We start from the raw sequence: 14,610 nt of genomic DNA, 5'->3' as shown, positions 1-14,610 counted from the left end.
CAAACATTCGCCCCCATCATCGTGGTCGGGCGTGCAATTACGCTTGATATGGCAGCCACCTTGTGCCCATTGTGCCCGCCAATGGCGGTTTGTGGCTTCCAAGCGAGGCTGTTCCTGCCCTGCTGTGTGAAGCGGGAACACGTCTTGTGACGAATTTGCACTGGCGTCCCACGCGCCTGCCCCTTAAAAACGCCGCCTAAGCACCAGGGTTGCCTTTTGCCTGTTGAAGCACTGCCCCCTGTGGGCAAAAGCGCACCATCTCTCTGATCTGCTATAAGCGGAGTACAAAGCGGTCCATGTCTGAAACCATTCTTGATAACGACGTTCTCCCCCGGATGTCCGCCTCTGAAGTGCCAAGCAGCCTGCTGCCGGTAGAAGGGCAGGACGGCGTGTGGCACCTTGCCCCCCCGACAAAGGAATATGGGCACCTTTACCCGGCCAAGGTGCTTACCGTGCACCACTGGACCGACCGCCTGTTCACCTTCACCACCACGCGTGACCCCGGCCTGCGGTTTGAAAACGGCCAGTTCGCCATGATCGGGATTGAAGTGGACGGCAAGCCGCTGCTGCGCGCCTACTCCATTGCCTCCCCCAATTATGCGGATGAAATGGAGTTCCTCTCCATTGCCGTGCCTGATGGTCCGCTGACCTCGCGCCTGCGCCACGTCAAGGTGGGCGATACGGTTCTGATCGGACGCAAGCCCACCGGCACCCTGCTGCTGGACAACCTGCGCCCCGGCCGTAACCTGTACTTCCTGTCCACCGGCACCGGTCTGGCTCCCTTCATGAGCCTGATCAAGGACCCTGAGTGCTATGAGCGCTACGACCACGTGATTCTGAGCCACACCGTGCGCATTTCCGGCGAACTGGCCTATGCCAACCACATCCGCCATGAACTGCCCCAGCACGAGTTCCTTGGTGAGGACATTAGCGGCAAGCTGCTCTACTACCCGGCTGTCACGCGTGAAGACTTTGCCGTTACCGACCGCATTACCAAGCTGATTGAAAGCGGTAAGATCTTTACCGATCTGAACATTCCCGCACTCGACCCCGAGCATGACCGCGTGATGATCTGCGGCTCGCCCGAAATGCTGGCCGACACGGAAGCCCTGCTTCAGGCCCGCGGGTTTGATGAAGGCAACATGTCCACCCCCGGCGCGTACGTGGTGGAAAAAGCGTTTGCCGAACGCTAAGGCTAACCCCACCTTACTGTAAAAGACCCACAGCCCAGCACCCAAGGAGCCCTGCCCCATGACGTATGACTTTGATCTTCTGGTCATAGGAGCAGGCTCCGGCGGTGTGCGGTGCGCGCGCATTGCCGCAGGCCATGGCGCGCGCGTGGGCGTGGTGGAAAGCCGCCACTGGGGTGGCACATGCGTCAACCTTGGGTGTGTCCCCAAAAAGCTTATGGTCATGGCCAGCGACTACGCCGCCATGGTGGAGGACAGCCACGGCTTTGGCTGGTCCACAGCCCCCGGCACCCATGACTGGCCCGCCCTGATTGCCGCACAGGACCGCGAGATCACGCGCCTGAACGGCATTTATGTTTCCATGCTGGAAAAAGCAGGCATTACCCTCTTTACCGGCCATGCCGAATTTGTGGACGGGCACACGCTGCGCATTACGCCCTCCCCCCTAGCCCCCGCCGAGCAGCCCCGCACCATAACCGCCGAGCGCATTGTTATCGCCACCGGCTCCACGCCGACCAAACTCGATATTCCCGGTGCCGAGCTGGCCATTACCTCGGATCAGGCATTTTCCCTGCCACAGCGCCCCCAAAAGGTGGTCATGATTGGCAGCGGGTATATTGGCGTTGAATTTGCTGGTATTTTTGCAGGTCTTGGCTCCAGCGTGGAGCTGGTTTACCGCCGTGACCTGCCCCTGCGTGGCTTTGACCCGGACATGCGCACGGCACTGGCCGATGCCATAGAAGCACGCGGCATTACCCAGCACCGCCACGTCAACCCCACCAGCATTACCCGCACGCAAACAGGGCTGAACCTTACGCTGGATAACGGGCAGACCCTGAGCGCGGACTGCATTTTCATGGCGACAGGCCGCCGCCCCAAAATCGACTCTCTGGGGCTGGGCAACACCTCCATAGCCACTGCCGAAAACGGCCGCATTCAGGTCGATGCCAAGAGCGAGACCACACACCCCGGCATTTACGCCATTGGGGACGTAACCGACCGCATCAACTTAACGCCGGTTGCCATTGCAGAAGGCCATAATCTGGCTGATCGCCTGTATGGCAAGGCCCCCGCACGCCAGTGGTGCTACGCGACCACGCCCAAGGCTGTCTTTTTCTCTCCCCCCCTTGCAACAGTGGGGCTGACGGAAGAAGAGGCCGCACAAAACGGGGCTGTGGATATTTACCTGACCCGCTTCAACCCCATGCGCTACACACTGGCAGGCCGCGTACGCAAAACGGTCATGAAACTGGTTGTCGATCAGCCAAGCCAGAAAGTGGTTGGCGTGCACATTCTGGGTGACGATGCACCGGAAATGCTTCAGGCTGTTGCCATTGCCGTAACGGCCGGGCTGACCAAAGCTGACTTTGACCGCACAATCGGCATCCACCCCACCTCGGCCGAAGAGCTGGTGACCATGCGCACCCGCACGCGTGTCACCCCCAAAGCTGAAAAGTAAGGACAGAGCCCATGGCCACACCCACACAAAACACTCCCCGGCAGTCCCATGATCTGGCCCTTAAAAATGGCTCCGTAGTCCTGCCTGATGGCACGGTGGAAACAACGGTCTATGTCCGCAATGGCCAGATCAGCGCCATTGGCGGCACGGCGGACGCTGCACGTGTGGTGGATTGCACCGGCCTGACCATTCTGCCCGGCGTGATTGATACACAGGTCCATTTTCGTGAACCCGGTGCGGTGGAGAATGAAGACCTTGAAACCGGCAGCCGCTCTGCCGTACTGGGCGGCGTCACCGGCGTTTTTGAAATGCCGAACACCAAGCCCACCACCTCCACGCCCGAGGCCGTGGCCGACAAGCTGGCCCGCGCCAAAGGCCGGATGTGGTGTGACCATGCCTTTTACGTTGGCGCCACATCCGACAATGCCGACCAGTGTGGAGCGTTGGAAAAACTGCCCGGCACAGCGGGCATCAAGGTGTTCATGGGGTCCTCTACCGGCAACCTGCTGGTCTCCGACGATGCCATGCTCGAACGTGTCCTGCGCTCCGGTCAGCGCCGCGTGGCCATTCACGCCGAAGACGAATCCCGCCTGCTCGAACGCATGGGCGAGCGTGTGGAAGGAGACCCCGCCTCCCACCCTGTCTGGCGTGATGATGAAACCGCCTTGCGCGCCACCCAGCGCGTTTTGCATCTGGCCCGCAAAACCGGCAGGCGCGTGCACATCCTGCACATTACCACTCCGGCGGAACTGGAGCTGATCTCCCAGCACCGCGACATTGCCACCTGCGAGCTGACCCCCCAGCACCTTACCCTTGCCGCGGAAGACGCCTACCCGCGCCTTGGCACCTTTGCCCAGATGAACCCCCCCATCCGTTCCGCCGCCCACCGCGATGGGCTGTGGCACTGGGTCACGCAGGGGATGCCTGATGTCATTGGCTCGGACCACGCACCACACACGCTGGCCAACAAGAGCAAGCCTTACCCAGCATCCCCATCCGGCATGCCGGGGGTGCAAACACTGCTGCCCCTTATGCTCAACCACGTTGCCCACCACCGCCTGACCCTACGCCGTCTGGTGGACCTGACATCAGCAGGGCCGCAACGCCTGTTCGGGCTGGTACGCAAGGGCCGCATTGCCGTGGGGTATGATGCGGACTTTACCATTGTGGACCTTAAAGCCCGCTGGACAATAGAGCAGGACTGGCTGGCATCACGCTGCGGCTGGTCCCCCTTTACGGGTGAAACCTTAACCGGCAAACCCATTGGCACCATTATCCGTGGGCAACAAGTTATGTGGGACGGCACACTGGCCGACAAGGCAACAGGCATGCCGTTCCGTTTTGATGCAACGGACCGCCCTGCATAAACAACAACCAGCGGACCTGTGGTGATTGCCATTAAACCCCTGCTTTAAATGGCAATCACTACCCTATGGCGCTCCAGCAACTGGTGCGTCGCTGTGCCTTAAACTTTTTTGGCGGTCAGGCGGGTCGCCAGTATTTCATCCAGATGTTTGAGGCATACATCTGCCAGATCAGGATCAAAATGTGATCCTTTCCCGTCTTCCAGCTCATGGCGGATAAAAGCAATATCACACGCCCCACGATACTCCCTGTGGGACGCGAGTGCGTCTATCACATCAGCCAGAGTAATCACACGGACCGCGAGCGGTATCTGTTCTTCCTTCAGCCCAAGCGGGTAGCCTGCACCATCCCATCGTTCATGGTGCATCAGCATGGCGTCCAGAACTTCTATGGGAAAATTCTTTTTTTGCCAGAGCAGAATACCCAGCCCAAGGGAAGGATGCTGGCGGACTATCGCTTTTTCCTCGGGGGTCAAGGCGCGAGGCGCCTCAAGAATTGTACTGGGGACGAGCAGTTTGCCAGTGTCATGCATTTTGCCTGCAAGACGCAGCTTTTTCATGTCCAGACTATGCAGCCCGGCCAGCTTGGCAATTTTGCACGCGATCTTACCAACCCGGTACCCATGCCCATTCTGAATGGACCCAGCCTTTTTGATCAAGATTTTATCTGATTCTGAAAACAGTTTATGAGCCTCGCGTGACAATATTCGGGTCGTTCTTTTACACCAGTTGCGTAGACCGTAAACTATAGCGAAGTCAAAACCATATCTCAATAAACAGTTTTGAGACCTATGCGCTAAAACCGCCTGCTATAAGGACCAAAATGGTTCTGTTTTCTACAAAAATTAGTCTATCGGGCGCCTGCGCAATACTGCAACCAGCAGAAAATTAATAATGCCACGCGCCAGCAGATTAAAACTATGCAAGGGCTTGTCCCGTGAATAGTCGCTCCAATGGGACCATGCATCACTCCGGCCAAAAATCATTTCAACAATCCCGGTCTCCTCACCCAGAGTGCTGTTTCTCCACTCCAATCTGGCCAATGTACCCTGTTGGTTAATAATCTGGGCTGGCACGTTCATTGTGATTTTATCGTGCAGGTTAATATATTCCACATGCACCGTCTGCAGACCGGCAGGTAGTGGGTCACTCATTCTGAGCGATACCCCACCTTTGGAGAGGTCCACCGTTGTGGCCGCATAGCGTTGCTGCGCCACAGGGTCGATAACGGTTACGGCCAACTGCGCAGGAATGCGGGGAGCACGGCGGTTCTGCTTACGCTCATAACCAACGGTAATCGCTGCAAGGACAATCAAAAGGTTAGCCAGAACCCATAAAAGATTCATACCGTAGGTCTGGAACAGCAGGGGGTTGCCCCGGTGCACGACCATTCCCACAACACCCACAATAGCCGCCATGATCAGGATAAAACACATGATCACATTCGGACGGACCATACGCGTATCAAGAAAATCCTTTGTAATCAGGCCACCTTTTGCTGTTACGTTAAACGTCCCGCGAGAAGGAGCAAAGAACGCGACCAACACAACAGGCGCCAGAAAAATGGCTATTGACGTTTCATAGACATAATTCCAGATCGAATAACGCCAGCGCCCCTGTATGCGGGACTGGGTGATAAGCGACTGTAACAGATGCGGTATGGCATAAATCATGACCGCAGCCGGTGTGGCATAAATAATATTCTGCCCCAGACACAAAAATGCCAGAGGCGCTATAAGAAAAATAAGCCGTGGAATTGGAAAGAAAAAATGCAGCATGGCGGACAGGTAACACAACCGCTGCCCTAAGCTGAGCCCACGCCCGAGCAATGGATTATCAATCCGGAAAATCTGCACCATACCTCTGGCCCAGCGGATACGCTGCCCCACATGCAGGGCCAGACTTTCTGTTGCCAACCCACCTGCCAGCGTCTCGCGCAGATAAGCGGACTCCCACCCCTTGCGCTGCATTTTCAGGGATGTGTGGGCGTCTTCCGTCACGGTTTCAACCGCAAAACCACGAATACTTTCCAAAGCCTTGCGGCGCAGCACGGCACCGGACCCGCAAAAAAGAGTCGCATTCCAAAAGTCGTTGCCGGGCTGGACTAGGCCGTAGAACAGATTACTCTCTGGTGGAATATGCCCATAAGTGTCCAGATTTCTCTGGAACGGGTCGAGCGAATAAAAATATTGTGGTGTCTGTACAAGAGAAATACGTGGGTTCAGCACCATCCACCCAATTGTACGCACCAGAAAACTTTTGACCGGAATATGATCACAGTCAAACACAGCAACCAGTTCGCTATGGGTCTGCATAAGGGCATTGTTCAGGTTGCCAGCCTTGGCATGCACATTATTGGGACGGGTGATGTAACCCACACCAACATCCTGCGCAAACGCCTGAAACAGGGGGCGTCGCCCATCATCCAGCAAATACACATGGAGTTTGCCTACAGGCCAATCCATTGTCATGGCTGCCAGAACCGTATTCCTGACAACCTCCAGATCCTCGTTATAGGTGGGAATAAAAACATCTATGTGGGGCCATAAGTTTTTATCTTCTGGAAGAGAACATTCCTTACGGTTGAGCGGCCATGACAGCTGCATGTAACCCAGAAACAGAATAATCCACGAATACGTCTCCGCAAAAAGCAACGTCAGCATCAACGTGCTTTGCCACCACCCATCAAATGCCAGCGTATATGAAAGACGCCAGAAAATATAACGCAGGGTGACAAAGGTCGACAGGCCGATCATCAAAAGACTTGGAAGGTAACCATTCTTTTTACGAATCAGAAATGCGCAGAGCAGCACGCCCACGCTCAGCACAATCTGCGCAATGGGAGAAACCACAGCCTGACTGGCCACAAGAACAAGCACCGTCCCGACCGTGATCAGGATATAAGGCAGTACCTTTGAGGTGCGTTGTGGGGTGAAAGTCATAAAATATGGCTACCTGACCAGAGAAAACTGCCCAAAAGAAAAACATGCACACATGCCCGCATGCGCTGCATGACCCTTATCTGCTCCACACTCAGTGCACACCCTGCGCAAAGCCTGTGTTGATGGACGCCCATATCAGACTGGCCAGCTCTGCCTGTCCTTCTGCCGTAAAATGGGTAAAATCCTTATCCCAGTACTGCGTATTACCCGGGTTGGATAAAACAGAGCCCGGAGCAAATGGATCGACAATTGTATCGGGGCGTAATGTACCCGCAGCCTGTGCCGACATAACCTTGGAACGCAACACGGGATCTGTTGGTGCTTCGGCTACCAGCACAACATAATATTTCATGGCCTGCAGGCCCTGTATCACCTTGCCAAGGTTGATCAGTGTTTCATCATACCCGATGTGGTTCTGGCTCAGGTGATCATTATATCCCCCGAACACAACGGCCACACGATTGCCTGAATGCGTTGCCACCTGCGCTGCTGCGGGCAGCATGCCCAGCAAATGGCGTGTCGTCGCACCAGAAACAGCCAGATTATAGCTCTGGTACTGCCCGTATGCCTGAGCCAGCATGGGCCAGTTCCGCCCATCAGCCACACGGAAACCCTCCGAACGGCTATCCCCCAGCACAACAAGTGCAGGCCGAACCTGCGGCATCTGTTGGCCCTGCAACACGGCCGCCACACGGAACTGCTCAACCGCGGCTCCATCATTCACATGATCAGCCAGCACCAACCCGGTCCAGATCCCGGTATTACGCCCCTGACTGAACCACTCTCCGCCATCCGCATTAAAGCCGATATAACCACCTTTGAGACTTGGCCCATTTATTCTGCCATGCCCCAACGCCTGCATGTTGCCCGATTGCAGATAATACGCAGCCCCGTGCGCCCACACCGAGAATGTTGCTGGCGCGTTGGTTATGACCAGACTGGTACGCTGGTCCGGACTGGTGGAATCCGCCAGATGCACGAACCCATCCAGCTCGTACCCACCGAAATAGACCTTGAACTCTCGTCCCTCCTCCCCCAGCATAAGGGGGACAGGATATGCCGCATAGCCGGAGTTGGACGACGCATATGCGCCAGTCGTGCCAAAAAAGAAGCTCCCCGAATCTACGTGCAGGTCAGGCGGCAGCATAAATCCGCCGGGGCCATTCTGCTCTCCCCATGAAAGGGCAGGCGTGCCATTAACCTCTGCCTCTCCAACATGCACAACAGCCTTACCGGGCACCGCCAGCAGGTCATGCCCCAGTCCGGACTGGTCATACACACGGGTGACAACCGCATACGTCCCCCGATCACGCTGGTTTAAGGGAGTACCATCTAGCCGTCCATCCGCAGCAATATCCAAAGTCACGTTTTGCGGCTGACCTTGGATCATCAGGGTAACACCCAGCGCGTGGCCCGTGTACCCAGAGACCATGCGCACGGTCCCTCCAGCAAAAAGCGTGTGCTGCCCAAACGCATCTGCCGGCAGACCGGAGGAGGAAACAGGCTCCCACCGCGCTGCATGCGGACGCATGGACGCGGCGCGCCAGACATGCCCACACGCCTGCCACAGGTCCTTTACGGCATAACCCTGAGTAGCATCATCCGTTGCAACGGGTGGCCGAGCGGCACCCTCTGTTGCCGCACATGTCTGCCCGTACGCCGCAGGCAGGGTCATGCTCCCCAGTAAAAAGGCTGTGCACAGAACACTACAGGTCTGTTTCATGTCATTCCTTCAGCAGACCAGGTACCTCTACGGTTCCTGAACACGAAGTATTGCAAAAATACATGATAATGAGGACTAGAAACTATCAATGGTGTAATGAGCCATGAGAATAGCCGAAACCTCCGACCAGCTCCCCGCACGGCTGTAGCTGGCCTGCGCGCCAAGACGCAGGCTGGGCGTTACCTGATACACGATCCGCCCCTGCACATTGCCCGCCACACCACTGGCAGACTGGGCACCCTCCGTGTTCTCACCAATAGCCGCAGGCTGCAACCCGTCATTCAGTGGGAAATAGGGGGCCGCATCACTATGATAGTGCTGGAAGCCGCCCTCCCCGCGCAACAACCAGGTCCACATATCACGATGCCCCGTCCATTCGAGCGGGATCATAATCGCGTAGTAAGACTGCGGGGAGAAGTAGCCCCCCTGCCCCCAGGTAAACAGGTAGCTGTTCCGGCGGTAACTGTAATAGGAAAAATTCAACCCGGTCCGCACCATCATGCGCTTTTCATGGTCTTGCCAAACCTGTGCATTACCACCCGCCTGCACATCCAGCTCCGTATTAGACACAACATGGGTCCCGTCCAGATATGCAAAGCCTGCTCCAGCGTAGAGGTTCCACATGGGGTGCCCCCACTCCAGCATGCCGTGACCAAATTCACGCGTGACACCACCCCACTTGCGTCCACTCACGGGGTCTTTCATCCCCGCGTAAGAGAGTTCGCTGTTTGTCACCATCCGCCGGCCACCACTGACCCGTAACACCAGATCACGCGTCAGATGCGGCGCAAATTCGACCCCACCCACCACATTGGCAATGGGGAACCCAAGCGGGGTCGAGCCCACATCCGCACTGAACCAGCGGTTGACATAACTCACATTCAGCCCAACGCCCTGCACATAATAGTGGTGCCCCCTACCCGCACAGACCCCATCTGGCCCAACGGTGGCGCACTGACCAAACTGATGGTTGGAATCCGGGTTAGCCAGCGGATTGCCTGTAAACAGAAATGTCGGCGCCACAGAGAACGACAACCGGTGATCCCATGACTGAAAAGGCAGTGTGCCAGTCAGAGGCAGGGCCAGTTCGGTCATCTGCCCAAGCCCTTCTATGCCTGTGCGGTTGCGCACATAAAAATTACCGTCGATCTGTGGCGAAAGGGAATCGTGCAGATAAACAATCGAACGGTTATTGGCCTCTGGGGTCGTGTCTTCTGGCAGATAATGGTAGGCCGCAGGCAGCATGACACCCTGCAAATCCCGATAACCGGATTCAATCAACGGCCAGCGGTAGTCGGGGGCGAGCACGGCGTGCTGTTCGCACGCGTCACTCTCCTTACTGTCACAATCGGCTTCCTGCAGATGTTCCATGGCTGCAAGCTGCATGCGCATGTTGTTATTGGAGCTGGCACTCTCGGCCAACGCGCTCCATGTCTCGGACGCGTCGGGCGCAAGTGCCTGCAAGCGCTGCGCCATTGTGTTGGCTGTGCTGGAATCCCCCGCCATGGCCGCATCATGGACAGTCGCTGCCAGCACGCGCCGGTTATTGGGTGTGCTGTCCAGCACCTTCATGTCCTCAACCAGAGCGCGTTCGGGCATATCCTTGGCAGCATACACACGGCTCAGTGCCAGACGGCTCTCAACCGCATCCGGATTGGACTCGATGTAGGGTGTAAGCAGATGCAGTGCATCGTCCGGCCACCCGTTCCGCACCAGATGGTCTGCCTGTATGGCCGTAAACCCATCTTCGATCGTACGCCGCACCTCGGCTTCATGCTCGGTAGGGGGGGTCGTCTGGGCCTGCGTATCAAACGCATTCAAAGTGGCCGTAATGTCCTGACTGACCTTGCGATGAAAAGATGTGCTGCCAGGCATGGCCAGAATATGCAGGTACAACCCGGCATAATTCAGCCTTTGGGCCAGTGGCATGTCACGCACCTGAGCATCTGCCTTTTGCAGCACGGTATATGCCGCCTGTGCCTCATCATGTCTGAGGAGTGCATCGGCTGTCAGCTGGGCCCGCTGCCCTGTAGGGTCCGGGCGATTGGCCAGCGCCAGCAACCCGGCTACTGGCGAAGCACTGCTGCTTTCGGCCTCCTCCACCTCCATGCCGGCCTGAGCGCGCGTCATAAGCCGCCGCATATCAGGGGTTATGGCCGCAGAGGGCATGCGCCTGAGCAAACGGGCCGAAGTGGCAAAATCATTCTGCCCATCAGCAAAAACAACACCCGCAGCCAAGGCTTCCTGCGAGGGAGCACGCTGGGTCAGCATGGCATCCATAACCGCCTGCGCCTGCGCTGGCCGATGCGCCGCAACCAGTGCCTGAGCGAGCTTGAGCCTGACCCAAGGGTCATTGGGGGTCAGGCCTACAGCCTCATTCAGCAACGACACACGATCCGTCTCGCCTGCTGTCTGTTCGGCCTGCTGGACCAGCTGCGCACTACGCACGCGGTCGGCAAGAGCTGTCTGCACATTGCCTGTCTGGCGAATAACCTCTGCCGCCTCATCCGCCCGCCCATCCTGCAAGAGCATGGTAATCAACATTGACAGGGCGGCTTTGTTCCGGGGCAGGCGCAGGAGCACGCCACGGTAGGCCTCTTCCGCTTCGGCCCGGTGTCCTTCCTGCATTTCCAGCTGAGCACGGAACAGCAGCGCTATGGCCTCCTGCCCTGGCTGGCTGGCCAGTTGCCCGATGTAACGCCGTGCATCATCATCACGGTGCGCCGCAATGGCGCGGGCGATCTGCATGGGCAAAGGATTGCTCCCCGCCATGTTCTTGCGCATGCCCAGCAAGGCTGTCTGCCACTGTGATGCCGTTGCGGGGTCTGCCGCCATGGCCTGCTTGAAGTTCTGCTCGGCCCGGTGCCAGTCATGCTGTCTTTCAGCAATAAGACCCATGCCGCCAAGAGCTGCGGCATCCTGCGCGTTATAGGTCAGCGCCTGCTGGAAGCCTTTTTCAGCCTCATTGACATGGCCTGAATTCAGATACGCATACCCGTCAATCCGCGCAGTATCGGCATCAATCCGCCGCTGCTCCTCGCGCGCTTTGGCAAGCCGATCGGCAATTTCAGTATCATTGGGGTGCTGCGCCAACCATTCATAATACATGGGAACGGAGGAGCCACGAATGGCTTCCCATAACAGCGCCTGCCGCCATGCGGCATAAGCCTGCCGGCGGATACGGGGCGAAATATCAGCCGCAGCCAGTGCCTTGAGCCGCTCCAGCCCCTCTGCGCGCGATGTTTCGCGGTAGGTCAGGATCCGGTAATATAAAAGCTGTGCATCAAGGTCTGTTGGCTGCTGTTGCAACCAGAGCTTGAGCCGGGACACTGCCTCCTGATAACCAAGGATGGTCGCCCCCAGAACACCATAATATTCCAGCGCCAAATCTGGCGGCGGCGGCCCATTGCCGAACAGAGCCTTGTACGCCATGGCTGCCTGCAGCATGGTGCCCGATGCCGCCAGCGCACGGGCATGCGCAAGCTGGGCCTTATCCACTGGTTTGGTCGCAATAATACGACGCAATGCCATGCACAGGTCCTGTGGCGCACCATTGGCTTCCATCTGCGCCAACGTTTTTTCAGCCCCCGCACTGTCCCCCTGCGCCTGCTGGGCCGTGCCCAACAGCAAAAGAGCCCGTGGATTCTGGGGAGCAATATTCAACGCACGTCTGATGGTATCGGACACACGGTCAAACTGGTGCTGCGTCAACCAGTATTGCGCATCCGACAGCAGGCGATTGAACAGGGCATTATCTGCCACTCCCTCCCCCCGCGCGGGAGAAGACATGACCACCGGCACAACGTTAGGCGCAAAAGGTGAGGGAACAGCCCCGCCCACCGCATGGAACGTCTGCGCAAACCCCGCCGAAAACGTGACCAGACATCCCCCCCCAAGGGCACCAAGCACAACAAACCACCGTGTTCTGCCAGACACCCCGGCAGCCCGCCACACCGCCGGGAATGCAATGCACTCGGCTGGTGGGGCGGCAGGCAGGCCAGTGGGGAGCTTTGCCATGATGATGTCAGTGCACGCGTGACACAGCGGAAAGCCACGCCAGCCCAGCAGCGGACACAAGGCATAGACCCACCAGAAGAACGGCTCCACGCTGACGGGCAGAGGCAATAGCGCTGTTTTCGTAATTCAGCATCGGCCGTTCCACACAAATGTAGCTCAACGTCCCGGCAATAACGGCACCCCCCAGAACGAGCGCCATGGTCATGCCCTGCACCTGGCTGGCCAGCACATAGGTCGCCATAACAATGGCCGGCCAGTGCCACAGGTACAGGGAGTAGGAAATAACTCCAACAGGGGAGAGCGGTTCCAGCAGGCGGCGCGTGGCTGCTTGCGGTTGCATAATAATCAGCATGGTCGCCACACAAGGCAGCAACGCCATGTAAGACGGGCAGGCATATGCAAGGTTATAAAACACCCCACACAGCACAAGCGTGACCACAGACAGCGCGTAAGTCAGCCCTGATAGCAACCGTGACTGCGGTAAAGCGGGCAGCACCCAGATAACAGTGCCGAGGCAGAATTCCCATAACCGCGCAAAAATACTGTAATACCCTGCCTGATCCCCTGCATGATACGCGACCATACTATACGCAAAAGATGCCACCATCACGACATACAGAACGGCCTGCCTGTAACGCAGTGCAGACAGCAGAAGCGCAATCAGGAAAATAATAAGATAGAACTGCATTTCCAAAGAAAGGGACCATGTATGCAGGAAGGGATAGGCAATACTTTGCCCTTCAAAATATCCTACATGATGGCTGGCCCAGATATTTGACAGATAGATCAGGGAGTAAGCCCCATTCTGGGCAATGTCCGCCCGGTCACTCCGCAGAACCCACCACAGCATACTGGCTGAAACCAGTAAAATCATGACCAGAAGCGCTGGTACAAGCCTGTAAAGGCGGCGCAACACAAACCGTTCCGGCCGAAAAGGATGCTGCATGAATGCAGACCGGCCCATAAAATAACCTGAAATAACAATAAAAATATCTACGCCAACAAAGCCACCTTTTAACCACCCGGCATGAAAAATCATAACAAGCAGAACAGCCAGTCCACGCAGGCCATCAACATCCCGACGCCGGTTAAGGGGAAAGAACTCTGCCTTGAGCTTATCTTTCCATGTTTGTTGCATCATAGTTAACGACATGAGCTTGACCACCAAATTTCCGTAACCTGAAAAATAAACCGTAAGTAGCGCCTATAAAAAAAAGCCATACCACCTGTTATTTATGCATTTTTTCCAGAATGGGCATGGTCTGCTGGAGAATACCATTCCCCCAGACTTTATAACTGGCCGGTGTCAGGTGCACGCCGTCAATGGTTTTGGGGCTACCCGGCTGCATCAGCTTTGTGCCATCAACATAGGTACATGGTGCCACTTCATCTTTAAGGAAAGACGCCATTTCCTGAGCGCGTTTGTCAGTTTTACCATAACGTGGGCTATATTCACCCCACGTTGGCCCCACCCAGATACATGCGGTGTTCCCCAAAGTCATGGTCAGGGTCTTGACCTGCTCATCGGCCCAGTTTTTAGAAATTTCGTTTTGCCCGTAGGCTGCCATTGTGTCCCCCAACACCACGATCACAACGTCTGGGTGCCATTGCGCAATAAGCGATGTAATCGGCGGTGGGGAGGTGGGGGTCATGTTGGGTGGGCTCAATGGCGCATCCCCAATGCGCTGGGCCGCACCGCACCCGTTGTTCGGGTTAGGCACCACCCAGTCTGCCGCAGTGGACGAACATACGCCATAGGTCACCACCTTTGCACCAGCCCGGGTATAGGCTTCAGGCAGGATCGTCAGCAGGGAATCCTTAAATGTGACGTGACTATCCCCAATAATGAGCAATGTCAGCCCGGCCAGAAGTGCGCTCATGATCGTGTTATTATCCCTTGTTCATCATTCACTAT

At 56.8% G+C, this 14,610-nt stretch carries 9 protein-coding genes; 3 read left to right on the top strand and 6 right to left on the bottom strand.

What is annotated here, in order from left to right; translation table 11 throughout:
* Window positions 1–296 precede the first annotated feature (296 nt).
* Genes HK26_RS06090 through HK26_RS06080 form a run of 3 tightly spaced genes read left to right on the top strand, consistent with a single transcriptional unit; the run spans window position 297 to window position 4,016 of the window.
* Window positions 297–1,193, top strand: coding sequence for a ferredoxin--NADP reductase (locus HK26_RS06090; protein ID WP_025825442.1), 897 nt, complete (start codon window positions 297–299; stop codon window positions 1,191–1,193).
* A 58-nt stretch (window positions 1,194–1,251) separates the two neighbouring features.
* Window positions 1,252–2,649 carry a glutathione-disulfide reductase gene (gene gorA, locus HK26_RS06085; protein ID WP_086638961.1) on the top strand — a complete coding sequence of 466 codons (1,398 nt, stop codon included), beginning with the start codon at window positions 1,252–1,254 and terminating at the stop codon, window positions 2,647–2,649.
* Between the two features lie 11 nt (window positions 2,650–2,660).
* Window positions 2,661–4,016: a dihydroorotase gene (locus HK26_RS06080; protein WP_086638960.1), complete on the top strand. Its 1,356-nt coding sequence runs from the start codon at window positions 2,661–2,663 to the stop codon at window positions 4,014–4,016.
* 98 nt (window positions 4,017–4,114) lie between these two features.
* On the opposite strand, the gene HK26_RS06075 is transcribed toward HK26_RS06080, so the two are convergent.
* The 6 genes from HK26_RS06075 to HK26_RS06050 form a co-directional block, all read right to left on the bottom strand.
* Window positions 4,115–4,672 (bottom strand): HD-GYP domain-containing protein, encoded by a 558-nt coding sequence (locus HK26_RS06075; RefSeq protein ID WP_180539357.1) that lies wholly within the window; start codon window positions 4,670–4,672, stop codon window positions 4,115–4,117.
* Between the two features lie 186 nt (window positions 4,673–4,858).
* Entirely contained in the window at window positions 4,859–6,955 is a 2,097-nt protein-coding gene (bcsA, locus tag HK26_RS06070) for a UDP-forming cellulose synthase catalytic subunit (RefSeq protein WP_086638958.1), read from the bottom strand.
* Window positions 6,956–7,046: 91 nt separating this feature from the next.
* Window positions 7,047–8,678, bottom strand: a complete 1,632-nt coding sequence (locus HK26_RS06065) for an SGNH/GDSL hydrolase family protein (protein WP_086638957.1) — start codon at window positions 8,676–8,678, stop codon at window positions 7,047–7,049.
* A gap of 75 nt (window positions 8,679–8,753) precedes the next feature.
* A complete protein-coding gene (locus tag HK26_RS06060) occupies window positions 8,754–12,695 on the bottom strand; it encodes a cellulose biosynthesis protein BcsC (RefSeq protein WP_086638956.1) in 3,942 nt (1,313 codons plus the stop codon).
* A gap of 7 nt (window positions 12,696–12,702) precedes the next feature.
* Window positions 12,703–13,836 (bottom strand): acyltransferase family protein, encoded by a 1,134-nt coding sequence (locus tag HK26_RS06055; protein WP_257640880.1) that lies wholly within the window; start codon window positions 13,834–13,836, stop codon window positions 12,703–12,705.
* Window positions 13,837–13,924: 88 nt separating this feature from the next.
* A complete protein-coding gene (locus tag HK26_RS06050; protein WP_086638954.1) occupies window positions 13,925–14,575 on the bottom strand; it encodes an SGNH/GDSL hydrolase family protein in 651 nt (216 codons plus the stop codon).
* Window positions 14,576–14,610: the final 35 nt, after the last annotated feature.

Source organism: Acetobacter okinawensis (assembly GCF_002153655.1).
Lineage (GTDB): Bacteria > Pseudomonadota > Alphaproteobacteria > Acetobacterales > Acetobacteraceae > Acetobacter > Acetobacter okinawensis_A.
Note: the sequence above shows the minus strand (reverse complement) of the source record. Positions and strands in the feature narration are given on the sequence as shown.